This window comes from Acidobacteriota bacterium (assembly GCA_034211275.1).
Lineage (GTDB): Bacteria > Acidobacteriota > Thermoanaerobaculia > Multivoradales > JAHZIX01 > JAGQSE01.
The window spans coordinates 1-25,467 of record JAXHTF010000055.1 but is presented as its reverse complement, the minus strand read 5'-3'; the positions used below and the strand labels follow the sequence as shown (position 1 = coordinate 25,467).

Below are 25,467 nucleotides of genomic sequence, written 5' to 3'. Positions count from 1 at the left end.
TTTGGTGATCTAAAGACTATTTTAAAGTGAGAGGAAGTTGACCGCGCCACCCACAGACGCGGTCTTTGGCCGTCTCCTGGGGTGGTACTCACCGCGCGATCTTCACCGCGGATCCACCCTCCACGCTGTGCCACGAATGAGCCAGGGCTCCTCGCCGCTCGACCACCTCCTCGAGCTCCACGTGCACGACCCGCTCGGCGCTGGCGAACAAGCTGCGACCGTCGGTGGAGTCGTCCACCGCGGCTTGGCCGGTGAGCTGCAGGCTGCGTCCCCGCTGGAAATCGAGGAAGAGGAGTCCGGCGCGGCCGGTGACCAGGATGTTGCCCAGGCTTTGGAAGAGGAAGTTGCCTCGATAGTCAGGGAAGCTGAGGCGGGTGCCGTCGACGCGGACAAAGCCTGGTTCGCCGCCGCGATGGGAGGCGTCGGCGCCGGCTTCGGGATGGGCGGTGGCGAGGAAGAAGGTGTCGGCGGCTTCAATCCAGCGCTCTTGCTCGGCGGAGAGCCCAGAGGATCTCCGGGGCGCTCCAGGCTGCGAGGGTGCCGGCAGATCCTCCGCTTCCACGCGCCGTTGGATGAATTTGGGGCAGTTGCTGTAGACCTCGTCGGTGTGAATGATGAGCCGATTCTCCACCCCCAAGACGGCTCTACCGTTGAGCCGCATGCGCCTCCGAGCGACGGGTTCGATGACCAGCAGACCGACCTCGATCTGATCCCCGAGGTGGGAGATCACCAACGGATCGAGTCGGAGCCCCACCGCGATCTCCACTGTCGTCTCGTCCGGGGTACGAAGAAATCCGGGTGGGCCGTCGAGGGCTGAGGCCCAGGGCCGGCCATCTCCATCGAGGGTGGCCAGCACAGCCAGCCGCTGGTCGCTGAGGAAGGCTCGGGCCGCCTGCGGAATCTCGGTGTGAATGGCGGCGCGCAACCGAGGGCTGTCACGAATGCCCGCCCGGCGTTGCATCTCCAGCTCCCCGGAGTGCCAGGCGTTGGGCTTGGGGCGGCTCGAGGCGTCGCTTTGATCGTTGGGCTGAGCCGAACTCGTAGCCATTATCTATTCCTCCTTGGATTAAAAGAAGCCACAGGTGGGGGCAGTGCCGGCGGGCGCCTGGGCGTCGCTCTCCAGGCCGTGGGGCACTGAGAGCTCGAGCCGGACGCCGTCGGGATCGAGAAAGAAAAGCCCTCCGGAGCCAGCTCCTTCGCTATGCGGAACCACGCCGCCGTGGAGGGGCTCGACCCCCAGATCCTTGAGACGCCGACGGTAGGTGTCCAGGTCCTCCGGAGAAGCCACCTCGAAGGCCAGATGATGAAGTCCGGCTCGGGTACCGTCGAAGCCTTCGCTGGCTTGCTGCCAGAGCGTCAAGCGCAGGGAGGTGCCGTCACCGAGAAAGGCGAAGCGGCGGCCTTCTTCCTCTGATTGACCGAGGACCTCAAAGCCGAGGAGCCGTTGATAGAAGGGGAGAGAGCGCTCGAGGGAGGTGACGTTGAGGCCGATGTGGCCGGGGGCGGGATGACTCGACATTGTGAAGACTCCTTGAATGAGTGTTTTTCCAGAACGTTCGGTAAAAATAAGAGGTAACGATCTATCGTGGTGAATTCGCGGTCCAACTCAACCTCCTAGAGAGCCTCAGGCGTCGTCAAGCTCGGGCAAGAGCGTTCGATGCAGGTCTTCCATGGTTCGCTGAAAGGGAGAGGTGTCTCGTAGGCCGCGGGAGACGACGAGGGAGCCCTGGATGCGGATCAAAACGTCCTCGGCCCGTCGCCGGGCTTCGTCCGGCCCCACACCAGCCTCTCGGGCCACTGCCGCCAACGTTTCGATCCAGCGCTGCAGGCTGCCATCGACCTCGTTCTCGAAGGCGTGGCCCCGGCCGCCGAGGGAGAAAACGTCCAGAAGACAGGAGCTACAACCGCCGTCGTAGAGCTCGTCGAGCCGCTGAGCCATGGCCACCAGCCGCTCCCGAGGCGTCCCCGGTCCGCCGAGAGGTTGGAGAATCTTCTCCACGACCCACCCCACGGTCCGGTTCAGTACCGCCCGCGCCATCTCCTCCTTGCCACCGGGAAAACGATGGTAAAGGCTCGCCCGCTGCAACCCCGTGGCTTCCGACAGCCGGCTCAGACTAGCTCCCTCATAGCCGTAGCGGCGAAAGACATCGCCGAGCTGGTCGAGGAGGGCTTCTTCTTGGACCTTGGTGACGGGCATGGAGTGATCTTACGGAACGTTCGGTAAAGAATCAAGGGGGGAGCTTGTTTTCTGGTTCTTCTGCTTCTGGGGCATCGCACCGATGGGGGACTCCCGAGGGCTGTTCCCGGGAGTGGTACACAAGTGTTGATCTGGAGATCAGACAGCGGCTGTCGGGTCGAAGACCGGGAGCTTCTCAGCCGCGGCACTCCCGAGCAATCGCTGATCACAGGCCACCAAGGTGACCGAGAGATCTTCCTCCCGAAGCATCAAAGCGCTGGCGAGTTGGAGCGCGTCGGCGCTGCGCAGGGGATGGCGCTGGCAGAGGCCCGGTACCAGCTGCAGCACGGCCTGACTGACGGATACGCGGATCAAGCCTTGCCACTCCGCCGCGAAGCGCCGCGTCGTCAACTGGTATTCGGCGATGGTCAGAAGGGACTCCCGCAGCCGCCGCGCGAGGGTTGCATGGACTTCCGCAAAGGCCAAATCGGAGACAGCGACGCTTTGATCCTCGACTCGCCGGGCGAGCCTCTCGGATCCATCCTCCGCGATATACAGCTTGATCAGCGCGCTGGTGTCGAGAAAATCGATCAACGACGGTCCTCGAGGACCATGCTCGCAGCGCTTTGTCCCCGAGAGGGAACTTCCGGAGCCGCCATCTTGCCGGAGCCGCCGTCGGCCGGAAGGGTGAGCAAGCCCTGGTGAGCCAGAGCGGCCAGCCGGCCGGGTTCGTCCGACGCAGCCATCGATTCCAACGAAACCAACGCGGCCACCGGCTTGCCGCCGCGCAGCACAATGATCTGCTCGCCCCGCTCGGCGCGGTGGAGATAGCTCGAGAGCTGATCCTTGAGAGTTCTAGTGCTGACCTTGGTCATGGCTTGTTGCTCCTTGCGGCCATTGTAGCCACGGGCGGGCCGGTGGGCAATTCAGGGGCTGTTGGCAGGGGGTGGTACCCAAGTGTTGGTTTCCGCTCCCGCGGGGCTCTCCAGGAGGTACCCAGAAGGGGGTACCCAAGTGTTGATTGGTCGATATGGGGTGGTCGCCAAGTGCCGGTTTTCTGGATTTGCCGGCGGATTCGCGCGCTCTAGGACGCGGCAGGTGGGCTGTGAGCGGTTCTGTAAGTGTCTGGGAACAGGTGACTTGACTAGGTGGTACCCAAGTGTTGGTCTGCTCTTGGCAGAGGGTGGTACCCAAGTGTTGGTCTGTGCGAAGATTTGTGCAGATTTTTGTGTAGAATCCTGTGTGAAGGAGTTGTCATGGCCACCAACCTGGACATCGACCCCCAGCTGCTGCAGGAAGCTCAGCGGGTGGGAGGGCATCGGACGAAGAAGGCGACGGTGAACGAGGCGTTGGAGGAGTACATCCAGCGGCATCGTCAGCGGGAGATTCTGAAGCTCTTCGGCACCGTCGATTACGATCCCGCCTACGACTACAAAGAGCAGCGCCGGCGCCCATGACGGTCTTGGTGGACACCTGCATCTGGTCGCTGGCTCTGCGGCGGCGGGATGGTGGAAAGGCTTCCGGGAGGGACTTGGGGCCGGCGGTGGAGTCGCTCCGCGAGCTGATCCTCGCCGGCCAGGCCAGCCTCATCGGCCCGATCCGTCAGGAGCTTCTTTCCGGCCTGCGGCGTTCGGAGCAATTCGAAGCCCTCCGAGGCACCCTCCGCGCCTTCGAGACTCTGGAGATCCTTCCCGAGGACTATGAACGGGCCGCGCAGCATTTCAACACCTGCCGCGGGCGAGGGATCCAGGGCTCGAACACCGACTTCCTGATCTGCGCCGTCGCCGAACGTTTCCGCCTGCCCATCTTCACGACGGATCGCGACTTCCAGCACTTCGCTGAGCATTTGCCGGTGGAGCTTTGGGCGGTCTAAGCGAGTTTCAGCGGGCTATTAGCCTACAGGGGACCTTCCTCATCGCCCCGCCCGCTCCCCCACCGCCCCCAAAACCCCCAGCACCCCCACCTTCGCCAGCTCCACCCCGATATACACCGTGTGCAGCGCCGAGGGCGGGATGGATTCGCCGCGGAGGATGGCGGCGACTCGGAGGTCGAGGACCGGGAGCATCCAGAAGGTCTGGAGGCCGACGATGAGGAGGACGGCGCCGGTGAGGATCCAGCTTGTGGGTTCGAAGCGGGTGGAGCGGTGTTGGAGGAAGGCCAGGTAGACGAGGGTGGCGCTCAAGATCCACTCGATGCGGTTGAGCAGGTGGAAGGTGACGCGGCCGACGTCGAGGGCGGTGGGGAGGTCGAGGGTGGGAGCGTAGAACTTGATGGGGGCGGCGAGGAAGGAGACGCCGAGGACCAGGCCGAGCCAGACCCAGCAGAGAAATCGCAGCATGGGAGCCTCCGGGGCACGGTAGATGAAGGAACGCGTCGCTACACCCTCCATCTTAGGAGAAGTGACCCTACCCCGTGGGGCTGCTCGGCTCCTGGTTGGAGTCGGCGGTGGGGGATTCTTGGGGCGGATGGGCTTGGTTTGCGAGAGCCAAATCCGCCAGGGTCAGGTCGCCGAGGGTTGCTGCTCGGGCGCTGGTGACGCGGCGGCGGACGTCTTCGAGGGCTTGGGGCAGGCCCTCCGGCGGGGGAGGCAGGGTTTCCTCGGTGGGGTCGGGGCCGCCGCCGGGGCCTTGGAGGCCGAGGCCGCCGGGGGGCGGCAGCAGGACTTCGGGGCCTTCCGTGTCCCCGCTAGGAGCCTGGCCGGAGGCCGGCGTCTTGGAAGCCGGTTTGCCGGTGACGAGGCCGCCGGGGGCCAGATCGTCCGATTCCAGCTCGTCCGGAGCCAGCTCCCGTCGCGACAGCCGTCGCGGGTCGTAGCAGTCGAAGATCTCGTAGATGCGGATGCGCCGCGGTGGGCGGGCAAGGAGGTAGCCCTCGTCCTCGCGGCCGGTGGCGAGGAGCAAGCGGCGGCGCAGCAGGGGCCCGAGGACCGGGCGCAGCTCGGCGGGGGAGAGGCGCAGGCGGGCGGCGAGGCTGGCGAGGGGCACGATGGGCTTGCCGCGGTCGAGCTCCCGGGCCAGCAGGGTGAGCAGGGCCATGGCCAGCCACGGGCCTGCTAGCCGCGGGCCGCGCCGATGCATGTAGGCGAGGGCTGGGAAGTGCTGGGCGGTGTAGGCGAGGACGTTGCCGGCGAGGATGATGCCCCAGGCCAGCTGCATGGAGACCAGGAAGAGGAAGACGAAGGCGACACTGCCGTAGACCAGGTTGAAGCCGGGGAAGTAGCGGATGTAGAGGGAAAAGCCCTGGCGCAGGAGCTCCAGCAGCAGGGTCGCCACCGTGCCCCCCAGCAGGGCGTTGCGGAAGCCCACGCGGGTGTAGGGCACCAGCCAGTAGAGCATGGTCAGCCCTACCAGGATCGCCGCTGGCGGCAGCAGGCCGATGATGCCGGTGGCGTTGAGCATGGAGCTGAGACCGGCGCGCTGGCGTAGCACGGCGGCGGCGGAGAAGGCGGCGCCGATGAGCAGCGGACCCCAGAAGAGCAGCAGGGTGAAGGAGAACAGGCGCTGCCGGAAGGGGCGGCGGTGGGGCAGGGTCCAGGTGCGGTTGATGGTGCGCTCCACCGTGGTGAAGGCGGTGAGGGCGCCGACCAGGAAGAAGAGCAGCCCCAGGCCCTGGACCCGGCCGGCCTGGAGCACCAGCTCGTTGAGCATCTGCCGCAGGGCCACCTCCGAGTACGGCAGGAGCTGGACCAAGAGGTCGAGCACTTGCTCCTGGTAGCTCCGGAAGGCGCGGGCGCCGATGAAGGAGAAGGCTGCCAGCAGCGGCACCAGGGACAGGATGCTGACGAAGGCCAGGGCCGAGGCGATGAGGCCCAGACCGTCCTTTTGGGCTTTCTCCGCCGCCAGACGGAAGAGGAGCAGCGCGTCGTGCAGGCTACGGCGCACCTTGGGGAGGCGCGAGAGCCGTTCTACCAAGGCACGGAGTCTCCCGGCAGAGGCAACACCGGCCGCGGGAAGCCGGCCTCTTCCAGTTCCGCCGCCAGGGCCTTGCGCGCCGGATCCTCCCCGTGGTTGAGGAAGATGCGCTGGGGCGGTTCCGGCAGGGCCTTGCACCAATTGATCAGATCCTCCCGGTCGCCGTGGGCGGAGAGGCCCGAGAGGGAGTGGATCTGCGCCCGCACCCGCACCCGCCGGCCGTGGATGCCGACGGTGTCGGCGCCCTCCTGCAGCGCGCGGCCGCGGGTACCGTAGGCCTGGTAGCCCACCAGCACCACCGAGCTGTTGGGGTCCCCGAGGTGGTTTTTGAGATGGTGCACGACTCGGCCGGCGGTGGCCATGCCGCTGGCGGAGATGATCACCGCCGGCTTGCGGCGGTGGTTGAGGCTCTTGCTCTGGCTCACCGTGGCGGCGTGGTTGAACGGCGGCGCGGCGAGGGGATCCACGGTGTCGTCCAGCTCCTGCAGCTCGGCGTCGTGCTCCGCCTCGGCGGTGTCGTAGATGTGGGTAGCCTTGATCGCCATGGGGCTGTCGAGGAAGACGGTCTTGGGATCCAGCCGGCCTTCGTCCGCCAGCTCCGCCATGTAGTAGAGAATTTCCTGGCTGCGGCCGAGGGCGAAGGCGGGGATGATCACCATGCCGCCACGGGCGTAGGTTTCCTCGATGATCGCCGCCAGCTCTTCTTTGGGGTTGGAGTCGGGATGACTGCGGTCCCCGTAGGTGGATTCCAGCAGCAGCGCCGCCGGGGCCTTTTCCGGCGGTTGGGGATCTTTGAGGATGGGGACGCCGTGGCGTCCGATGTCGCCGGAGAAACACCAGGTGCGGCGCTCGCCGTCGGAGCCCTTGGCCTCGATCTCCACCGATGCGGCGCCCAGCAGGTGGCCAGCGCGGCGGAAGCGCAGCCGGATGCCGGGAACGACGTCGAAGGTCTTGTCGAAGGGTTGGGTGACCAGCATGTTGAGCGCCTTGCGCGCCTCGTCGCTGGTGTAGAGGGGTTTGGGGTCGCGGTGATGACTGTACTTCTTGCGCCGGGCGTAGCGGGCCTGCTCCTCCTGGATCTTGGCGGCGTCCCGAAGGATCAACGAGACCAGGCCGCGGCCCGCCTTGGTGGTGTGGATGGGTCCGGAGAATCCTTCCTTGACCAACTTCGGCAGCAGCCCGATGTGGTCCAGGTGAGCGTGGGTGAGGATCACCGCCTGCAATTTGTGGGCGTCGAAGGCGAAGGGCTCCCAGTTGAGCTGCTCGAGCTGCTCCGGCCCTTGATACATGCCGCAATCCACCAGCAGCTCGGTGCCGTCACTCCAAGAAAGGTGAGTGCAGCTGCCGGTGACGACACCGCACGCTCCATAGAAGGTCACTTTGGCCATATTTTCCAATCCCGCTGTAGAAGTGTCGTCTCACCAAAACGAGCTTGAGCTTACCATCGCCCCGCTAGGGCCCGGAGACAAGGAAGGAAGATCGGGAATGAACCTTGCACGGTATACTGATAGGACTCTCTCTGGGTTTGGGCATCGCCGCAAAGCCCGATGAGAAGCTGGTTCAAGCTCCGTAGGAAGTACAACAGAGCCCGTCCGCCGGCCGCCGCCGGGGGTGGGAGTTTGGGAGAAAAAAAACATGAAAGACGATTTGAACAAGGTCAAGGATTCGGTCAGTGAGGGTCTCGACGAGGCCAAGGAAGGTCTGCGCGCTGCCAAGGAAGATCTGGGCGAGCACGCGGAGCGCTTCAAGGAAGGCGCCAGCAAGGCCAAGGACGCTGCCCGGGAGGGCTTCGAGACCGCCAAGGAGCGGGCTCGGGAAGGCCTCGACACCGCCAAAACGCGGGCTCAGGAGGGCTTCGCTCACGCGCGGGAGAGCGCCGAGCGGGCTCGGGAACAGGCCCAGGAGCGCTACTCCGAGCTCTCCGACAAGGCCCGGGAGGGCTATGTTCGGGCGCGCAAGGACATGGACGACCTGGCGGGCAACGTCAACGACTACGTGCGCGACAACCCGGGCAAGTCGGTGCTCATCGCCGCCGCCACGGGCTTCATCGTGGGACTGCTGATGCGTGGGGAGCGGGGCGATCGCTGAGCCGGCTGTCGCTGACGAAGCATCGAAGCAGCCAGGCGCAGAAGCCAAGACAGGAAGTTGAGAGATCCAAGCCGGGCGCTCTGCCTCGCCGCAGGGCGCCCCGGTCAGTCGCCGCTGTACACCGGCGGTAGGGAGAAAGAATGCCGATGAGCGCAACAGAGAGTTCGTCCCAGGGCGCCAAGCCCGCGGGCCCATCCAATGGCCCATCCAATGGCATCGCCGATGCGCTGGTGGACGAAGCCATGCCCGAGGGCTTCGACTGGCGCCGCATGGTGCAAAGGTACCCTTGGCCTGCCCTGACCCTGGCCGCGGTGGGAGGCTGGATGCTGGGACATCGCCGCGGCGCCGGCGTGCTCACCGCGCTGGCGGCCTTTGCTGCCGACCAGCTGGTGGATCACGTCAATCAATTCCTCGACGACGAGGTGCTCTGAGTTTGGAGCCGAGTCGCGGGCCGGGCTGCTCGGCGGCTTGCCGATGCAGTAGACTCGGTTCGTCGTGCGCACTCTTTTTCACATCTCCGACGTCCACTTCGGTCCTCCCCATCTGCCCGAGGTGTCTCAAGGGGTTCTGCGCTTCATCGAGGAGCGCAAGCCCGAAATGGTCATCCTCTCGGGGGATCTGACCCAGCGGGCGAAGCCCGAGCAGTTCCAGCAGGCACGGCGTTTCGTGGACAGCATTTCCGTGCCCACCCTGGTGGTGCCGGGCAACCACGACGTGCCGCTCTACCGGGTGTGGGAGCGAGTCTTCTTGCCCTTTGGAGCCTATCGGGCGCATTTTGCCGAGGAGCTCGAGCCCACCTACCGGGACGAGGACCTGCTGGTGGTGGGGATCAACACCGCTCACGGCTGGACCCTCAAAGACGGCCGCATCTCCCTCAACCGTCTCACCGAGGTGGCGGAGGTTTTCGCCGACGCGCCGAACCATCTATTCAAGGTGGTGGTGGCGCACCATCATCTGATTCCGCCTCCCACCTTCGGCACCCAGCGGGTGTGCGGCAACGCCTATGAGGCCATCGACCTCTTCTCCCGGGTCGGCGTCGACCTGATTCTGTCGGGGCATCTGCACCAGGCCTATATCGGCAACTCGGAGGAGTTCTATCCCAAGGGCCGGCCGCCGGTGGTGATCCTGCACTCCGGCACCACCACCTCCAACCGCGGCCGCGGGGTGGAGCGGGAGAAGAACACCTGCAATTGGATCGAGGTGGGGGAGGAGATGATGCGCGTGTCGCATCTGCGCTGGCATCCCCAAGAGTCCACCTTCGCCGAGCACAGTCGTCATTTCTATCCGCGCCAGGAGCGTGTCCCTTACAGCCTCGAGGGATTGGATCTCTAGCCGGGATCCCCCCGACCCTTCACCGCCATGGACTCTTCCCGACCCGATCCCCCCGCCGGTTCTCGCCCCGAGTCTCCGACGGATGCTTCTCAGACCGGTGGTCTGCAGGCGGGGCAGACCGTCGGCCGGTATCGGATCTTGCGGCGTCTGGGTTCCGGCGCCATGGGCGACGTCTTCCTGGCGGAGGATCCGGCCATCGAACGTCGCCTGGCGATCAAGACGGTGCGCTTCACCGGCATCCGGCCGGCGGATCTGGAGGAGCGCACGGCGCGGCTGATGCGCGAGGCCAAGGCCGCGGGCCGTCTGAGCCATCCCAATATCGTCACTCTCTTCGATGTCGGCCAGGACCACGGCCTGCATTTCCTCGCTTTCGAGTTCATCGCCGGCCAGGATCTCCACCAGCGGTTGCTGGACGGTCCGGAGCTCACCGTGGGAGAGGCGCTGAGCATTGCCCAGCAGGCTGCGGAGGGTTTGGACTACGCCCATCAGCAGGGGGTGGTGCATCGGGACGTCAAGCCGGGCAATCTGCTGCTGGAGACCGGCGGGCGGGTCAAGATCAGCGACTTCGGCATCGCCAAGGTGCTGGGCCAGGCGACGGAGTTGACCACCACCGGCATGGTCATCGGCAGCCCCCAATATCTGTCTCCGGAGCAGGTGCGGGGCGAGCCCTTGGACGGCACCAGCGACATTTTCTCTCTAGGAGTGGTGCTCTACGAGCTGGTCACCGGCAGCCGGCCCTTCGACGGCGAAACTTTGAGCACGCTGGTGTACCAGATCCTGCACCGCGAGCCGCCGGCCCTGGACAGCCTCGATCCGTCGCTGCCGCCGGTACTGGCGGCACTGGTGCGGCGGATGTTGGACAAGGAGCGAGGCCGCCGGCCCGCCGCCGCCGCGGAGGTGGCGGAGGAGCTGGCGCGCATTCTCGGCGGCCTGCCGCCGGAGCTGCTGGCCCGGACCGTGGGAAGCGGTGAAGCGGCGCCGGTGAGCACTTCGCCCACCCGTTCGGTGGAGTCGGGGGCCGTGGCGTCGGGGGCTATAGGATCTGGGGTTGGGGCGCCCGGAGCTGGAGCCTCGGGGTCGGGCCCGCCACCGCTGCCGCCGGTGCCCCCACCCCGGCCGCCCGCCGCCGCCGGATCTGGAACCTCGGCGCCGGCGGCCTTCGCTCCCACCGCTTCCGGCACCGCCGTGACCGGGAGTTCCAAGACTTCGGGGCTGCGCTGGGCGCTGGTGGGCGCCATCGCGGTGGTGATCCTGGCGGTTCTGGTCCTGGCGGCGGCCATGGGGCTACGACGCCTGTTACCGGCGGAGTCGACCACGCCCCAACTGGCGCAGCAGGATTCGGCGGCGCCGGTGGAGTCTGCGGCTGTGGGAAGCGATCTGGACGAGGAAGCTTCTTTACTTCCCGAAGATCTGCCGGCGGAGGATCCGGGCTCTGCAGCAACCGATTCATCCCCGCCGCCTCCCCCGAGGCCCGAGGCGAGGGAGCCGGTTTCGACGACGGCCGTTGCGGCCGACACGGGGAAGGTCGAGGGCGTTGACCGGCCCTCGGCTGCGAGGTCCGGCGATGCGGAAGAATCCGCCGGGCCGGCTTCTGCACCGCCGCCACCGAGCACGACCCGCCAGAACGTTGTCCAACCCGGTACCGGAGCCGCCGGTAGTGATGCCCCCGCGACTTCGAGACCCGGCTCGGAGCCGGCCCGCCAGCGCTCAGAGCCCCAACGGCCCGGCTCGCGAGGCTCGGGAACGGCATCGTTGCCGGTCCCGCCGCCGCCGGATCTCCGCCCGGCGCTTCCCGAACCGGCGCCCACCGAGCCCTCCATCGAACCGGAACCGGACCCCGAGCCGCCGGTGGACCGAACCCTCAATACGGGCCTGGAGTTGGTGTTCCGGGTGCAGCCCGACGACGCCTTCTTCCTCCTCGACGGCCGGCTCATCGGACGGGTCAATGAGTACGCCGGTCTGGAGGACGGCGGCGGCTTTGTGCTGCCGGATCCCGGTTCCTACGAGCTGGTGCTGCGCAAGGGCGGTTACGAGGACACTCGCCTGCGGGTGCGGGCCGAAGCTTCTCGGAGTGGCGCCAGCCCCGTGGTGGCGCAGCTCCAGCGCATGGCGGCATCGGAAGTGCCGCTGGGGGATCTGCCCCTCTATCGGGTCAGCGAAGCGGTGGCCTTCCGAGTGCGGCCGCCGTTGGCCAAGATTCTGGTGGATGGAAAACTGGTGGGTACCGCGGTAAAGTTCTCCGGCCGCCGGGGACGGGCCAGCGAGTGGCTGCGGTTGGAGCGCGGAATGCACCGCATCTCCATCGTCGCCCCGGGGCACCGCCGGGTCGACATCGCCGTCGACTTCACCGCCGGCGCCACCCAGGAGCGGGAGCGGATCACCCTCCAGCTGCCGGTAGACGATGACTCATAGACTTCCCAAACAGCCCATCGCCTCGTTGGAGAACGCCGTTCCGACCCAGCTCACAGCCCCCGCCCTTCCGGCGGGCACGCGGGTGGAGACCCTGGACAACGGTCTCACCGTCTGCCTGCTCCCGAATTCTCAGGCCCCCATCGTCACCAGTGCCCTGTGGTACCGCGCTGGGGCACGGGACGAAGCGGCGGCGGAGGCCGGCGTCGCCCACTTCCTCGAGCACATGATGTTCAAGGGATCGGCGGCTTACGGCCCCGGAGAGATCGATCGCCGCACCCAGGCGTTGGGGGGGAGCAACAACGCCTTCACCTCGTACGACGCCACGGCCTATTACTTCAACTTCCGCCGCGACCGCTGGCAGGAAGCCCTGGCCATCGAGGCGGACCGCATGAGCGGTCTGAACCTGGTCCGCCGGGAGGTGGACAGCGAGCGGCAGGTGATTTTGGAAGAGCTGGCCATGTACGAGGACGAGCCCTGGGACGCCCTGGAGCAGGCGGTGCAGGAGGCGCTCTTCCAGGGCCATCCCTACGGACGCCCCATCATCGGTACCCGCAAGACTCTGCGGGCCACCGACGGTGACGTGCTGGCGCGCTTTCACCGGCATTTCTATCGTCCCGACAACGCCGTGCTGGTGCTCGCCGGAGATCTGCCGGAGGACGCCCTGGAGCAGGTTCAAGAGCGCCTCGGGGCGATTCCCCGGGGGGCCGTGGCGCGGCCGGAGCTGGCGCCGCCGGCGCCGCTGAACCAATGGCTGAGGGTTCAGCGGCGGCGTGGGGACGTGGCGCGCTTCTGCCTCGCCCTGCGCGGGCCCGCTGCCGGCGACGAGCTCTTTCCCGCGGTGCGGCTGCTGATGGCGGTGCTCACCTCCGGCCGCGCCAGCCGATTGCATCGGGCGCTGGTGGAGGAACGTCAAAGCTGCCTGTGGGTGGCCGGGCAGGTCGCCGAGTCGCCCCTCGCCGGCTCCCTGGCGGTGGTGCTGGAGCTGGTGCCAGGGGCGGATGCCGAGGCGGTGGAGAAGGAGGTGCTGGAGCACCTGGCACGCCTCGCTTCCGAACCCCCGTCCCCGAAGGAGCTGGAGCGCGCCCGGCGAGTGCTGTTGGCGGATTGGGTCTTCGGTCACGAGCGAGTGCACCAACAGGCCCTGAGCGCCGGCTTCGCCCTCACCCTCTTCGATCTCGATCATCCCCGCCGGTGGCTACAGAGCTCCCTCGACGCCGACGAAGAGCAGCTGACCGCCGCCGCCCGCTGCTTCGATCCCGCCGGGGGCGGAGTGTTGGGCTGGTCGTTGCCCGCCGGCGGTGGCTCGTCTTCGGCGGCCTCTTCTGCGAATTCCCCATCGATCGTGGACGAGCCGTGAGCGCGCCGCTGGTTCTGCGCGCCGGGGGCGACGGCCTGCAGCTTCGCCTCTGCCAGGTGCCGGGAGCACCGATGGTGTCCCTGCGCTGTCTGCTCCTGGGAGGCGCCCGGCTGGAGACCCATCCCGGTCAGGCGGTGATCACCGGCCGCTTGCTCAGCGAGGGATCTCAGCGGCGCTCGTGGTCCGAGATTGCCGAGGACGCCGAAGGCCGGGGCATGGCGATCCACAGCTCCGGCAGCTTCGAAGGGCACGGCGTGTCCATCGACGCCCTGGCGGTGGATGCTGCCTTGGCTCTCGAATGGCTGGCGGAGTTGGTGTTGACGCCGTCCTTCCCGGAGGAGCGCTGCACCTGGCTGCGGCGCCAGGGGGCGGCGGAGCTGGAGAGCCTGGCAGACCAGCCGGAGGTGCGCACCAGCTGGGCCTTTCAGCGTCAGCTCTACGTGCCCCACCCGCGCTCCCGGCCGGTGCAGGGGACCGCCGAAGGGCTGGCGGCTTTCGGGGCCGAGGAGTGTGGCGAGTTCCATCGCCGAGCTTTGCAACGGGGCGTCCTGCTCACCATCGCCGGCGATTTATCCGGGGAGCCCGCGGAGGTCGATCAAGAAGCGCTGGCGGCGCGAGCGGAGGAGCTCTTCGCTGGCCTGACCCGGGGCGGTGGTCCGGACGAGGAGCCAGCGCCGCCTCAGGGGCTGCCGGAGCTGCGCCAGGAGATCCCGGTGCAGGGGGATCAAGCGCACCTCTTCGCCGGCCACCTGACGGTGCCCCGCAATCATCCCGACGCTGCGGCGCTGGAAGTGCTGGCGGTGATCCTCGGTGCCGGCAGCGGCCTCAGCGGCCGGCTACCGACGCGTATCCGGGAGCGCGAGGGGCTGGCCTACAGCACTCAGGTCCACACCCTTTCCGGTGCCGGCCTGGACCCGGGGCGTCTGGCAGTTTATGTCGGGACCTCGGCGGCCACCGTGGAGCAGGCGGAGAAGGGAGTGCGGGAGGAGTTGGAGCGCTTGCTGTCGGACGGCGTCGACGAGGAGGAGTTGGCGGAGGCCAAGTCCTATTTGCTGGGGCGCGAGGCGTTTCGGCGAGAGACCGCCCGGCAGTGGGCGGAGTTGATGCTCGACGCCGAGCTCTATGGTCTACCGCTGGACCATCCTCACTGGCGCCTCGAACAGCTCGAAGCGGTGGATCGCTCATCGGTGGAGGCAGCTGCGGGACGCCACCTGCGCCCACGAGAGCTGCGGGTCACGGTGGGCTTGCCGACAGGATCTTGACCTTCTCCAGGCCGCTCTGGGCGTTCTGCAGCAGCTGGCGCATGAGGCGGGTCAGGCATCGATTGTAGGGATCGCGGTGGCCGGCGTTGATCCGACGAGACCGATGGCGGGAAGGGCCGGTGGCTCTAGTGCTGGAGCCGCCGCCATCTTCGAGCTCCAGCCGCGCCCGCAGGACCGGGCGGCAGGGGCTCGGCAGGCGTTCGATCTCCCGCTCCAGCAAGCGCCGTCGTCCCTGACGTTCCGACGCGCTCACCCCTTCGTCCTCCAGCCATCGCCGTAGCTCGATGTCCAGTGCCCGGCAGACCCGCTCCTGGTGCTGGCGCCAGTGGCGCACACAGCGGTAGCGCAGGGTGCGCTGCAACCAGCGGCGGGGATCGACGATCTGGTCCTGGCGATAGATCAACACCATCAGGCAGTCCTCGAGCATCGCCTCCGCCTCGGCAGCGGGGATGCGGAAGCGCGCCAGTAGCTGCTTGAGCTGGGGCTCCAGCTCCTCCAGCAGCTCCGGCAGTGGGTCCGCGCTGCCGTTCTGCTTCTCGGAGGACATGATGCTCTTGATGGGGTCGCCGGGGTGGTAGCGAAAGGAAGCCCTCAGGCTCTCCTCAGCCGCGGGCTCGCAGGGGAATCATCGCTGTCCGGATCCGACTCCCTCGGGGTGACGCCGCCGGTGTCCCCGATGGCCGGGCCGGCGAGGATGCGCCAGCTGATGAGCTTGGAATCAATTTCCCGCAGGCGCCGGGCGATGAGGCGGCACAAGAGTTGGAGCATCTCCAGGGAGGCGTGGGCGTCCATGGTGAGAATCTCGCGGAAGGTCTCCTGGTCCAGGGCCAGCACCGTCAGCGGTCCGCCGTGGGCGCTGGCGTCGGCGGAGCGCGGTTGGCCGTCGATGAGGGACATCTCGCCAAAGAAGTCGCCGCGGCCGAGGATGGCCAACGCCTCTTCGCCGGCGCCGGGGATGAATTTGCTGATTCGCGCCTTGCCCTCCATCACCACGTACATCTCCCGACCGTCGTCCCCTTCGCGGAAGAGGAACGAGCCGCCGGGAAAACGGCGCACCCGGGAGAAGGTCGCCAGAGTGGTGAGCTCGCCGTGGGACAAGCCCTGCTCCTTGAGCAATTGGATGGTGGCGCTGGAGTCGGTGACCACCGGCCGCGAGACGCTGGCGTCGGCGCTGCCCCGGGAGTCCACCACGGTGTCCCGGCCATCCTCGGCGAAGAAGGAACGCATCTGCTCATTGGCCGCCCGCAGCTTGCCCGCCAGGGTGTGCCAGTAGGTCCAGTACAGCTGCACCCCCAGCTCCGGGTCCTCCTCCACCATCTGGCGCAGATCCTCGGCGGCGAGGCGCAGCAGCACCGTGGGCTCGGAGGTGACGGCGTCGCAGGCGCGATCCAGCCGGCTGATGAAGTTGACCTCTCCGAAGATGCCGTTGGCTCCGATGCGCCGGAGCTCGAAGGTGCCGTAGGAGGTATCGCTCTGCTGCACCACCTCGCCCCGTTCGACCAGATAGACATCGTCGCCGGTGCTCTGCTGCTGATAGACGTAGGAACCGCGTTCGAGGAATTCCTCGCTCGTCGCCCGGGTGATGCGGATGACCTGCTCGTCCGAGAGGCTGGCCAGGCTGCCCAATTTCTTGATCCGCCCCGCCAGGTCGATGAGCCCGCGGGTGTCCTGTCTCTTGGTACCGGTGAGGGTCGCGTCGGTGTCCACCATGCCGCCTTCTTCGAGGAAGCGTTCGCGGTGCCATTGCAGCCGGTCGAAGGAGATCTGCAGCCGGTCCCGCTGTTGGTGGAAGTGGTGGAGCAGATCCTCTTGCTCGAACCCGAGGATCTGACGCAGGGTGCGGATGCGGCGTCGTAGCCGATCGGCTCCCTCCTGGTCGCCCTCGTTGAGCAGCAGGAAGGCGTGGATGGTGGCGTCGAGGGAGGCTTGGAACTCCCGCCGCTCGTATTCCGCCCGGCCCAGGGCCTCGGCGCTCTCGCGGTCGAAGGGGTTGAAGCGTAGCGCCTTGCCGAGCTGGGCCGCGGCGCTGTCATAGTCTTTGCGGCGGGCGAGGATCTGCCCCAGCAGCTTGAAGCTGGCGGGGTTGTTGGGATCCTTGGATTTGGCGATGTCCAGGCACTCGGTGGCCTTGATGTTCTCGCCGCGGTCGGCGTAGAGGGCCGCCAGGCCGATGAAGTGGGCACTGTCGATGAGGTCCCGTCGGAACTGCTCCCGGAGGGTGTCGCGCAGGGTACGAGGCTTCTTGTCCTGGTACTGGCGCTGCATGCGCCGCACTTCCGCTTGGGCTAGCCGCAGACCGCTGTTGCGCGGGTCCAGCTGCAGCGCCAAACCAAAGAGCTCCCCGGCCTCTGCGTACATCTGGCGCTCGCACAGGCGCTTGGCCAGATGGGTCAGGGCATCGAGTTCATCTTGGAGCTTGGACGACGCCGGCATACTTTCCTTCCTCAAGGGGGAAGCTCAGTTTAGCACGTGGCGCTCCGAGGGCTCGGCGGCACCTGTGACGCGGCGGACACGGTCTCGTCAGGAGAGCTCGGGGAGCTCACCCTTGATATCGTCGATGCCGATGACTTTTTTCTTTTGAGTCGACAATGAAGGGTCCTCGGCGTCAGGAGGTGACGAATGAGGTGGTCAGAGGAAGCGAAGGTGAGTCGGATGCCCGGACGGCGAAACGCTGCACGAAAAGTGTTGGACGGCCGCGGTGGCGGGTGGCCGCTGCTCATCGCCGGGGTGGTCTTGGCCTCGCTGGCGGTGGTGTGCGGTCCTTGGCCGGCCCTGGAGGCGCAGCAGGCCCCTGCGGAGGACGGCCCCGGGCCGGTGCCGGCGGCGCTGCGGGTGGAGGTATCCGACGACGGTCTGGAGACGGTGACCCTGCCGGCTTTCGAGGTCCCGGGTTTGCTCCATCGAGGTCCCGATCCGGTGCCGTACGGAGACAGCCCGGATTGGTCCAACACCCTGCGCCGGCAGGTGGGCGGTCTGCAGGTGGTGGACATCGACGGGGACATGGATCTGGACGTGGTGGTAGGCTGCTACATCTCCAACAGTTTCCCGCCCTACGAGGATTGGGAGAATCTCATTTACCGCAATGTCGGTGGCGTGCTGGAGGCGAATCCGTCGTGGATCTCCGCCGACGAGGTTTCCACCGGCGACATCCAGGTGGGCCTGATCAACGCCGATCTCCTGCCGGACGTCTTCGCCGCCAACGGCGGTGGCTCGCTGTCGCCGTCGGTGATCTACTTCGGTGGTGTCGGCGGTCCGTCCACCAGCCCCGGCTGGTCGTCCAACGACAGCGCCTGGAACAACTACGCGGTGCTCTTCGACTACGACGACGATGGGGATGTCGACGTCTTCACCGCCAACCAGGGCAATTCCCAGAACGACCCCTTCCGGCCCATGTACGGCTTCGAGAACGACGCGGGCACGCTGGAAACCACGCCCTCGTGGCAGTCGGCGGAGACGTCGATCCAGAACTTCCTCGCCTTCGGCCTCTTCGATGACGATGAGTGGCCGGATCTGGCGGTGTCCAAGTGGGCGAATTTCGAGAGCGGCATCTACCGCAACGACGGCGGCAGCATGGACACCACGCCGACCTGGACCACCGGCGATACCGACACCGACAAAGGGGTGGCCTGGGCGGACGTGGACGCCAACGGCTGGGTGGATCTGGCCCTGGGCCGCGACCCGACCCTGGTCTACTTCAACGACACCGGCGTGCTCACCGCGGGCTATAGCTCTAGCGCCACCTTCTTCGGTCACAGCGATCTACGGTGGGCGGACGTCGACGGGGACGAGGACCCGGACCTGGCGGAGATCCACTTCTCCAACGGCGTGGTCAACATCTACCTCAACCAGGGTGGAGTGCTGGATTCGACGCCGTCCTGGAGCTACAACTCCGCCGGCGCCGGTACCGCCATTGCCTTCGGTGACATCACCGGCAACGGCTATGCGGACCTAGTGGTGGGGAACTCCGGGGATCCCTCGGTGATGGTCTTCTACAACCAGGGGGTGCCGGACCCGATCTTCACCGACGGCTTCGAGTCCGGCGACACCAACTCTTGGAGCGATGTTTTTCCTGCTCCTTGATCAGGCGCGGACGCGCGAAGGCCCGCGCAGCACTCGCGCCGGCAGCAGCAGGATGGCCTTGAGCAACTCGAAGACCCCTTCGACGGCGATGCCGACCAGCCGGAAGGGCAGCAGCAACAACCAGACGATGGGGTAGAGCAGAAGCGCCAGGAGCGCTAGCGGCCAGCAGAAGATCAGGAGCAAGAGCCAGAGTAGGAATTGGATCAATTTCGTTTCCTCCATTCCAACCTACGCCGGTGCTGGGGAAGGTGTTTCAGCCTCGGGTCATCCGCCGGCGGGGGTTTCTTCGACGGCTTGGCCGGGAGTTTTCCCTCGCATCGCCGGCTGGGGCTCCCCCGGATCCCGCCACAGCGAGATCACCAGCAGAATGGTGCAGCAGCTGATGGCCATGTCGGCGACGTTGAAGATGGGCCAGTGCATGAAGCCCAGATCCACCGGGCCGATGAAATCCACCACCCCGCGATCCCAGCGCAGGCGGTCCACCAGGTTGCCCAGGGCGCCGGCGGCGATCATGGGGATGGTGATCAGGCGTAGCGGGTGCCGGCGGTCGGTGCTGCGGTAGAGGTGCACTAGCAGTGCCAGCGCCGCGAAGGAGGCGATGGAGAAAAGCCAGCGGGAGACGCTGCCGCTGCCGATGCCCCACAGGCCGCCGGTGTTGAAGTGCAGGGTCAGGGGGATGAAGCCGAGGCCGTAGATCGTCGGCCCCCGGGGCTCCAGGGCTCCCAGAGCCCAGGATTTGGTCGCCAGATCCAGCGCCAAGATGGTGAGCACCACCGCGGCGAAAAGGATCCACTTGCGGCCGGAAGCCGCGGGTTGGGGATTGGCAGCGGTCGGGTTCAGGGAGTTCTCGGAGCTCATCTCAGGTCATCCTCCCCTCAGGCTACCCACAGCGGAACGATCTCGAAGCGGTCCACGTCCACCAGCCCCTGATCGGTGAGCTTGAGGGACGGGATCACCTCCAGGGCCAGGAAACTCATGGCCATGAACGGGTCGTGGAGGGTAGAGCCGAGGGTGCCGGCGGCCTCCAGAGCCTTGTCGAGCTGCTGCCGTACCTTTTCGATGGGTTCGGTGCTCATCAATCCGCCCACCGGCAGCGGCACTTCCGCCAGCACCGTCTCTCCCTCCGCGACCACCAGCCCGCCCCCCAGCCGGGCACAGCGCCGGGCGGCGGTGATCATGGACTCGTCGTCGGCACCCACCACCACCAGGTTGTGGTGATCGTGGGCGACGGAGGAGGCGAGGGCGCCGCGCTGTAGGCCGAGACCACGGACGAAACCCTTGCCGATGGCGCCGGAGGCCAGATGGCGCTCGATGACCGCCATCTTGATCAGGTCTTGGGAGGGATCGGAGACGGCCTGGCCGTCGACGATCTTGGCTTGGGCGGTGAGGCTTTCGGTGACCAGTTGGTTGGGCACTGCGCCGATCACCCGCACCGTCTCCCCCTCGGCGGGGATCGTCAGGTCGAGGGAGCGCCAGGCGACGTTCATGGTGCCCCGCAGCACCCGGGTGGGCACCTCCCGCCGGGGCACCACCATGGCGCCGTCCTTGGCCACCAGCTGACCGCCGCGGAAGACCAGGTGGGGCCGCGGTGCCTCGAGGTCGTGGAAGGCGATGAGGTCCGCCCGCCGGCCCGGGGCGATGCAGCCGCGGTCCCGCAGCCGGAAGTAGTCGGCGGTGTTGCAGGTGGCCATGCGGATGGCGACGATGGGGTCGATGCCCTCGGCGATGGCGGTGCGCACCATGAAGTCGATGTGGCCTTCGTCCAGCAGGTCCGCCGGCTGTCGGTCGTCGGTGCAGAAGCAGATGCGGTGATGATTGTTCTGATCCACCAGCGGCAGCAGGGTCTTGAGGTTGCGGGCGTTGGTCGCCTCGCGGATGAAGATGGTCATGCCCAGACGGAGCTTCTCCCGCGCCTCCTCGACGGTGGTGCACTCGTGGTCGCTCTGGATGCCGGCGGCGGCATAGGCCTGGAGCTCCTTGCCGCTGAGGCCGGGGCAGTGACCGTCCACCACCATCTCGCTGAAAGTCCGCAGCTTGGCCAGCACCTCCTCGTCACCGTGGATCACGCCGGGGAAGTTCATCACCTCCGCCAAGCCCAGCACCCAGGGGTCGGATTTGAGGGAGGTCAGATCATAGGAATGGAGCACCGCGCCGCTGGTTTCCATGTTGGTGGCGGGCACGCAGGAGGAGGCCATGACGTACATGCTCAAGGGTCCGTGCTTGGCGTTCTCGAACATGAAGCGGATGCCGTCCAGGCCCAGGACGTTGGCGATCTCGTGGGGGTCGGTGATCACCGCCGTCGTGCCCCGGGGGACCACCGCCCGGGCGAATTCGGAGGGCGGCACCATGGCGCTCTCCACGTGCACGTGGGCGTCGATGAAGCCCGGCGCCAGGTAGGCCCCTTCCAGATCGAGGGTCTCCCGAGCTTCGTAATCTCCGAGGCCGACGATGCGGGAGCGCACCAGGGCGACGTCGGTGGGCAGGATCTCGCCGCTGAGCACGTTGACCACCCGCGCGTTCTTGATCAACAGGTCGACGGGCTCGTCGCCGCGGGCGTATCGAATCAGGGATGCCAGTTCCATGGTGATGCTTTCCGTCTGAGGGGCTAGCGTCTGAAAAGCTAGGCGGTTTCCGGGTCGGGTGTCTTCCGGTTCGGCGTCTTCAGGGATGATCGTGAGAGAGACCTTTGGGCCGATGAGGCAGGCTTGGTTGTCCTGTCCGCGGCCTTCCCCACTTTCTACCACAGACCGAGACCACAGGACGGTTTGCCCACCGCCTCCGGGCCGTGCTGGACAGGTCCCGGCAGGGGAGCCGGGAGTCCCTACAATGAAGTCGTTGGGCGGAGCCTCGCACTGTGCCTGCGAGGGCTTCCTGCCGCCACCAGATCCCCATGGATACTTACGATGTAATCGTCATCGGTGCCGGCTTCGGAGGCCTCGCCACCGCTTTGACCCTGGCGGAGGAGGGAGCCCGGGTGTTGTTGGTGGAGACGCTGGGCTATCCCGGCGGATGCGCCTCCACCTACGAACGCCGTGGCTACCGTTTCGAGAGCGGTGCCACCCTCTTCTCGGGCTTCGGCGAAGGTCAGCTGATGGAGCGCTGGACTCGCCGTCACGGCCTGACGGTGGAGCATCGGGTGCTGGACCCGGTGGTAGAGCTACGGGCTCCCGGCTGGAGTCTGTCGGTGCCGCCCCGCCGGGAGGAGTTGGTGGCGCGGTTGTGTGCTCTGCCGGGAGCTCCGGAAGCGGGCATCGAAGCTTTCTTCGACCTCCAGCGGCGGGTGGCGGACGCGCTGTGGGGGCTGTTTTCGGAACCGCGTCTGCTGCCCCCTTTCGGTCTGCGGGAGCTTTGGGAGCACGCCCGTCGGCTGCCCTCCTATCTGCCGCTGGCGGGTTTGGTGGGGCGCCCGGTGGGCCAGGTGCTGAAGCGCTACGGTCTGGAGAGCTTCGAGCCGCTGGTGACCTATCTCGACGCCACCTGCCAGATCACCGTGCAGGCGGGGGTGGCGGAGGCGGAGGCGCCCTTCGCTCTCGCCGCCATGGATTATTACTTCCGCGGTACCGGACACGTCCACGGCGGCGTCGGCCGGCTGGCGGAATCCTTGGTGCAGGCGATTCGCGGCTGCGGTGGGGAGGTGGCATTCTTCGAGCGCGCCGAGGGGCTGACGCCGTCCGCGGGGGGCTGGCGGTTACGTACCCGGCGGCGGACGGTGGCGGCCGGAGCGGTGGTGGCGAATCTGCTGCCCCAGGCGTTGGAGCAGCTGCTCCCGGACCTCTTGGGCGGACTCACGCCGTGGCGGTTGCGGCAGCTGGCTCAGCGGGTGGAGGACGGCTGGGGGGCGGCCATGCTCTATCTCGCCCTGCCCCCGGACAGTCTCGAGCGATCGTCGGCTCATCATTTGGAGTTGGTGCAGGACCCGACCCGGCCGCTGCTCGAAGGCAATCACCTCTTTTGTAGCGTCAGCGCCGCTGACGAGACCGGGCGCACCCCCGACGATGGTCGCACGGTGACGGTGTCCACCCACGTACCCATGCAGGCTCTGCAGGCCGGCGGCCGAGAGCACCGGGCGGTCTATGTGGAGCAGGTGCAGGAGCGCATGCGGCAGGGGCTGCGCACCTTGGCGCCGGAGCTGGCGGCGGCGGTGGAGCATCAGCTCACCGCCAGCCCCCGGACCTTCGAGCGCTTCACCGGCCGTCCGGAAGGCTATGTCGGCGGCATCCCCCGCCGGGCCGGTTTGTCCAACTATCGGAATCTCGCGCCCCGCCCGATCCTCCCGGGCCTCTTCTTGGTGGGCGACTCGGTCTTCCCCGGCCAGAGCACCCTCGCTACCGCTCTCGGCGGGGTGAAGGTGGCGCAGCGGGTTCTCGCACGAGAGCTCTGAAGGCGTCTCCTCGACAGCCCTTTCCGGGGGTGGTACCCACTTGTTGGCTCACTGGTTCCAGCAGTGGGTACCCACCTTCTGATGGCAGATTCTGATGGCTTCCATCCTTACTAGGAAGCAGGTCTGGCGTGGCTTTGTAGGAAGACGGCCACCTGGGATTTCGTGACCTCTCCCCGCGCGACGCCAAACACGAGATCGGTCAGCTGATCGTCCTCGACCTCGATCTCGACATCATTCATCCACAGGAAGATCAGAGCTGCGGCGAGAGCGATGCGTTTGTTGCCGTCGATGAAGGGATGATTCTGGGCGAGGTGGAAGAGGTAGGCTGCAGCCATCTCGTACAGGCTCTGGTGTAGGAATTGGCCGTCAAAGGTGGCGGAGACCGCTCCCAAAGCAGAGGACAAGAGGCCCTGCTCCCGGATGCCGGGTAGGCCGCCATACCTTCGTACTTGGTCTTGGTGCAGAGCCAGGACCTCGTCGAGGGTCAGGAATACAGGGTCCGCCTTGGCCGCGCTGTTCACTCGGCGAGCTTCTGGAAGACTCCGGCATAGCGGGCGTTGATCTTCTCAACCCCGGATCGGAGCTTCTCGGCCCGCCGCTCGTCACGGACGGGGGTGATGACGATGACATCACCGTCGGTGGAGATTTCCAGGCTGGTGTCCGCGTCGATGCCGGTAGCCTCGAGCAGCGGGCGGTCCAGAACCAACGCCAGGCTGTTTCCGGTCTTGGTGAGCTTCTTGACCATGGTGCACCTCGTACGAACATCCTAGTGGAGCCGTACTGACGCCCGCAAGCGATTCCCAGGGTGGTACCCACTTGTTGGTCGCTTGTTGATGAGCTGCGGATCGATGCCTCGGTGGTAGGCTTTCGATATGAGAAAGCTCCTCTCGATGGCCCTTCCGCTCGCCCTCGGCGTCCTCACTCCGCTCCTCCTGGGGGCCGTGGCCTGCGCTCCCCACGGCGCGCCGGCGGCGAATGGGCCCGGTGGGGGAGAGGCCGAGGCGGAAGCGACGGGGGAGGCTGGGGATGCCTCGGGAGGAAGTTCCATGCCCTTGCCGACGGAGCCGGGGGCGGAGCTCCGGGAGGTCTCCGCAACGGTGCAGCAGGTGGGGCAGTTCGGGTGGGGATTGGTGCCGGATGCGGAGCCGGGGACGCGCTATGCGGTGGAGGAGCTGCCGGAGGAGCTGCGGGAGGATGGCCTCGAGGTGGTCTTCAGCGGCGTGCTCGGAGAGATCCCCGCCAATGTGCGGCTGTGGGGAACGCCGCTGGAGTTGACCTCGATCCGTCGCGCTGCCGACTCTCCCTGACCTGACTCGGCCCTGAGCGGTTCCGTGTAGCCGCGCAGCATCGAGCCAACTTGTAGGGTGGGCGCCAGCCCACCAATTCAGTCCACCATCACGACCGGGTGGAACCCGGTGTCTTCCCACCGCCGGCCTGTGCTAGAAAACCCTGCATGGAATTCACTCCCGACCTCCTGCTCCACGGCCTCGTCTGGTACGTGGCCTTCGTCTTCTCCCTGACCCTCCACGAGGCGGCTCATGCGTGGGCCGCGCTCAAGCTGGGGGACCCGACCGCCTCCGAGGGCGGCCAGGTGACCCTCAATCCGGTGCCCCACATCGCCCGCTCCCCCTTCGGCACGGTGCTGGTGCCGTTGCTCTCTTTCGGCTTCATGGGCTGGATGATGGGCTGGGCCAGCGCGCCGTACGATCCGGCCTGGGCTGCCCGGCACCCGAAGCGGGCGGGGTGGATGGCGTTGGCGGGGCCGGTGTCCAACCTCTTCCTGATGCTGTGGTCGGGAATTGCCATCCGAGTCGGGTTGGCGGCGGGCTATTTCACCCTGCCGACCCGAGACGTGCTCAGCTTTGACCGGCTGGTGGTGGGGGGCGATCCGACAGCGGACGGTGTGTCGGTGCTGTTGAGCATCCTCTTCTCCCTCAACTTCTTGCTCTTCCTGTTCAACCTGCTGCCGCTGCCGCCGCTGGACGGCAGCGCGGTAATCCAGCTCGTGTTGCCGAAGCGCATCAGCCTGCGCTACCAACAGCTTCTCGCCGAGCCCATGTTCGCGTTGCTGGGATTGATCCTGGCGTGGCGCTTCTTCGGAGTTCTCTTCGTGCCGATCTACGGAGTGGCGGTGGGATTGCTCTACCTGGGATTGGGAGTCTCTTAGCCGCCATGCCGAAATTCCTCGACGCTCTGACCCCCGAGCTCACCGGGCTCATCGAGCAGCAGCCCCTCTTCTTCGTCGCCACCGCGCCGCTGTCGGCCGATGGGCGGGTCAATCTCTCGCCCAAGGGGCTCGATACCTTCCGCGTTCTCTCGCCCCAGCGGGTGGCCTACCTCGACCTCACCGGCAGCACCGCGCGGCCCCGGCCGTAGAGCCGCAGGATCAAGGGTTTGGGACCGAAGGAGCAGAACATGAAGGTGATCCGGCCGTTTTCCTTCAGGTGGGCGGCGGTCTCGTTGCCGCT

27 protein-coding genes and 2 pseudogenes are annotated in these 25,467 nt (G+C 66.9%); 13 read left to right on the top strand and 16 right to left on the bottom strand.

The genetic code is table 11. From position 1 onward, the window contains the following. Positions 1-88: 88 nt before the first annotated feature. The 5 genes from SX243_11140 to SX243_11120 form a co-directional block, all read right to left on the bottom strand. A complete protein-coding gene (locus tag SX243_11140) occupies positions 89-1,048 on the bottom strand; it encodes a pyridoxamine 5'-phosphate oxidase family protein (protein MDY7093512.1) in 960 nt (319 codons plus the stop codon). Between the two features lie 18 nt (positions 1,049-1,066). Continuing rightward, entirely contained in the window at positions 1,067-1,519 is a 453-nt protein-coding gene (locus tag SX243_11135) for a VOC family protein (protein MDY7093511.1), read from the bottom strand. Between the two features lie 105 nt (positions 1,520-1,624). Next, a complete protein-coding gene (locus SX243_11130; GenBank protein ID MDY7093510.1) occupies positions 1,625-2,197 on the bottom strand; it encodes a TetR/AcrR family transcriptional regulator in 573 nt (190 codons plus the stop codon). Positions 2,198-2,335: 138 nt separating this feature from the next. Further along, complete coding sequence (locus SX243_11125; protein MDY7093509.1) at positions 2,336-2,770, bottom strand: type II toxin-antitoxin system VapC family toxin; 435 nt, start codon at positions 2,768-2,770, stop codon at positions 2,336-2,338. Beyond that, complete coding sequence (locus SX243_11120; GenBank protein ID MDY7093508.1) at positions 2,767-3,051, bottom strand: type II toxin-antitoxin system prevent-host-death family antitoxin; 285 nt, start codon at positions 3,049-3,051, stop codon at positions 2,767-2,769. Before SX243_11120 ends, SX243_11125 begins: the two co-directional genes overlap by 4 nt. Before the next feature lie 381 nt (positions 3,052-3,432). Between SX243_11120 and SX243_11115 the strand changes: the two genes are divergently transcribed. After that, positions 3,433-3,633, top strand: a complete 201-nt coding sequence (locus SX243_11115; GenBank protein MDY7093507.1) for a type II toxin-antitoxin system VapB family antitoxin — start codon at positions 3,433-3,435, stop codon at positions 3,631-3,633. Beyond that, the gene (locus tag SX243_11110) at positions 3,630-4,049 is read left to right on the top strand and encodes a PIN domain-containing protein (GenBank protein ID MDY7093506.1); all 420 of its coding nucleotides are present in this window, start codon (positions 3,630-3,632) and stop codon (positions 4,047-4,049) included. Before SX243_11115 ends, SX243_11110 begins: the two co-directional genes overlap by 4 nt. Before the next feature lie 39 nt (positions 4,050-4,088). On the opposite strand, the gene SX243_11105 is transcribed toward SX243_11110, so the two are convergent. The 3 genes from SX243_11105 to SX243_11095 form a co-directional block, all read right to left on the bottom strand. Next, the gene (locus SX243_11105; GenBank protein ID MDY7093505.1) at positions 4,089-4,514 is read right to left on the bottom strand and encodes a DUF4149 domain-containing protein; all 426 of its coding nucleotides are present in this window, start codon (positions 4,512-4,514) and stop codon (positions 4,089-4,091) included. A 67-nt stretch (positions 4,515-4,581) separates the two neighbouring features. Beyond that, positions 4,582-6,087: a YihY/virulence factor BrkB family protein gene (locus tag SX243_11100; protein MDY7093504.1), complete on the bottom strand. Its 1,506-nt coding sequence runs from the start codon at positions 6,085-6,087 to the stop codon at positions 4,582-4,584. After that, positions 6,081-7,475, bottom strand: coding sequence for an MBL fold metallo-hydrolase (locus tag SX243_11095; protein MDY7093503.1), 1,395 nt, complete (start codon positions 7,473-7,475; stop codon positions 6,081-6,083). The genes SX243_11100 and SX243_11095 overlap by 7 nt, the downstream gene beginning before the upstream one ends. A 247-nt stretch (positions 7,476-7,722) precedes the next feature. Here SX243_11095 and SX243_11090 point away from each other — a divergent pair, with 247 nt between their 5' ends. From SX243_11090 to SX243_11065, 6 genes are all read left to right on the top strand, one after another. Further along, the gene (locus SX243_11090) at positions 7,723-8,175 is read left to right on the top strand and encodes a hypothetical protein (protein ID MDY7093502.1); all 453 of its coding nucleotides are present in this window, start codon (positions 7,723-7,725) and stop codon (positions 8,173-8,175) included. A 146-nt stretch (positions 8,176-8,321) separates the two neighbouring features. Beyond that, positions 8,322-8,606, top strand: a complete 285-nt coding sequence (locus SX243_11085) for a hypothetical protein (GenBank protein ID MDY7093501.1) — start codon at positions 8,322-8,324, stop codon at positions 8,604-8,606. Positions 8,607-8,670: 64 nt separating this feature from the next. Further along, positions 8,671-9,507 carry a metallophosphoesterase family protein gene (locus SX243_11080; protein ID MDY7093500.1) on the top strand — a complete coding sequence of 279 codons (837 nt, stop codon included), beginning with the start codon at positions 8,671-8,673 and terminating at the stop codon, positions 9,505-9,507. A 27-nt stretch (positions 9,508-9,534) separates the two neighbouring features. Continuing rightward, the gene (locus SX243_11075; protein ID MDY7093499.1) at positions 9,535-11,919 is read left to right on the top strand and encodes a protein kinase; all 2,385 of its coding nucleotides are present in this window, start codon (positions 9,535-9,537) and stop codon (positions 11,917-11,919) included. Continuing rightward, positions 11,909-13,276 (top strand): pitrilysin family protein, encoded by a 1,368-nt coding sequence (locus SX243_11070; GenBank protein ID MDY7093498.1) that lies wholly within the window; start codon positions 11,909-11,911, stop codon positions 13,274-13,276. Before SX243_11075 ends, SX243_11070 begins: the two co-directional genes overlap by 11 nt. Further along, positions 13,273-14,538 carry a pitrilysin family protein gene (locus SX243_11065; GenBank protein MDY7093497.1) on the top strand — a complete coding sequence of 422 codons (1,266 nt, stop codon included), beginning with the start codon at positions 13,273-13,275 and terminating at the stop codon, positions 14,536-14,538. Before SX243_11070 ends, SX243_11065 begins: the two co-directional genes overlap by 4 nt. On the opposite strand, the gene SX243_11060 is transcribed toward SX243_11065, so the two are convergent. Both SX243_11060 and SX243_11055 read right to left on the bottom strand, forming a co-directional pair. Further along, positions 14,510-15,085 carry a hypothetical protein gene (locus SX243_11060; GenBank protein MDY7093496.1) on the bottom strand — a complete coding sequence of 192 codons (576 nt, stop codon included), beginning with the start codon at positions 15,083-15,085 and terminating at the stop codon, positions 14,510-14,512. The genes SX243_11065 and SX243_11060 overlap by 29 nt on opposite strands. A gap of 44 nt (positions 15,086-15,129) precedes the next feature. Next, positions 15,130-16,971, bottom strand: coding sequence for a cyclic nucleotide-binding domain-containing protein (locus SX243_11055; protein ID MDY7093495.1), 1,842 nt, complete (start codon positions 16,969-16,971; stop codon positions 15,130-15,132). A 219-nt stretch (positions 16,972-17,190) separates the two neighbouring features. Between SX243_11055 and SX243_11050 the strand changes: the two genes are divergently transcribed. Then, the gene (locus tag SX243_11050; protein MDY7093494.1) at positions 17,191-18,618 is read left to right on the top strand and encodes a VCBS repeat-containing protein; all 1,428 of its coding nucleotides are present in this window, start codon (positions 17,191-17,193) and stop codon (positions 18,616-18,618) included. On the opposite strand, the gene SX243_11045 is transcribed toward SX243_11050, so the two are convergent. From SX243_11045 to ade, 3 genes are read right to left on the bottom strand one after another with little or no spacing between them, the layout of a single operon-like run. Continuing rightward, complete coding sequence (locus SX243_11045) at positions 18,619-18,825, bottom strand: hypothetical protein (GenBank protein ID MDY7093493.1); 207 nt, start codon at positions 18,823-18,825, stop codon at positions 18,619-18,621. A gap of 57 nt (positions 18,826-18,882) precedes the next feature. Then, a complete protein-coding gene (gene lspA, locus SX243_11040; protein MDY7093492.1) occupies positions 18,883-19,476 on the bottom strand; it encodes a signal peptidase II in 594 nt (197 codons plus the stop codon). A gap of 17 nt (positions 19,477-19,493) precedes the next feature. Beyond that, positions 19,494-21,200, bottom strand: coding sequence for an adenine deaminase (gene ade / locus SX243_11035; protein ID MDY7093491.1), 1,707 nt, complete (start codon positions 21,198-21,200; stop codon positions 19,494-19,496). Between the two features lie 308 nt (positions 21,201-21,508). Here ade and SX243_11030 point away from each other — a divergent pair, with 308 nt between their 5' ends. Then, entirely contained in the window at positions 21,509-22,999 is a 1,491-nt protein-coding gene (locus SX243_11030; protein ID MDY7093490.1) for an NAD(P)/FAD-dependent oxidoreductase, read from the top strand. A 110-nt stretch (positions 23,000-23,109) separates the two neighbouring features. On the opposite strand, the gene SX243_11025 is transcribed toward SX243_11030, so the two are convergent. Both SX243_11025 and SX243_11020 read right to left on the bottom strand, forming a co-directional pair. Further along, entirely contained in the window at positions 23,110-23,520 is a 411-nt protein-coding gene (locus SX243_11025; GenBank protein MDY7093489.1) for a type II toxin-antitoxin system death-on-curing family toxin, read from the bottom strand. Beyond that, on the bottom strand, positions 23,517-23,744 hold the full coding sequence (locus SX243_11020; GenBank protein MDY7093488.1) for an AbrB/MazE/SpoVT family DNA-binding domain-containing protein: 228 nt from the start codon (positions 23,742-23,744) through the stop codon (positions 23,517-23,519). The genes SX243_11025 and SX243_11020 overlap by 4 nt, the downstream gene beginning before the upstream one ends. A 145-nt stretch (positions 23,745-23,889) precedes the next feature. Here SX243_11020 and SX243_11015 point away from each other — a divergent pair, with 145 nt between their 5' ends. The 3 genes and pseudogenes from SX243_11015 to SX243_11005 all read left to right on the top strand — a co-directional run bounded on the left by SX243_11015 (position 23,890) and on the right by SX243_11005 (position 25,354). After that, positions 23,890-24,306, top strand: coding sequence for a hypothetical protein (locus SX243_11015; protein MDY7093487.1), 417 nt, complete (start codon positions 23,890-23,892; stop codon positions 24,304-24,306). A 146-nt stretch (positions 24,307-24,452) separates the two neighbouring features. Then, positions 24,453-25,166, top strand: a complete 714-nt coding sequence (locus tag SX243_11010; GenBank protein MDY7093486.1) for a site-2 protease family protein — start codon at positions 24,453-24,455, stop codon at positions 25,164-25,166. Positions 25,167-25,171: 5 nt separating this feature from the next. After that, positions 25,172-25,354: pseudogene (locus SX243_11005) on the top strand (pyridoxamine 5'-phosphate oxidase family protein). Here the strand turns inward: SX243_11005 and SX243_11000 are convergent. Further along, a pseudogene (locus tag SX243_11000) lies at positions 25,348-25,467 on the bottom strand (pyridoxamine 5'-phosphate oxidase family protein). The pseudogenes SX243_11005 and SX243_11000 sit on opposite strands and share 7 nt — an antisense overlap.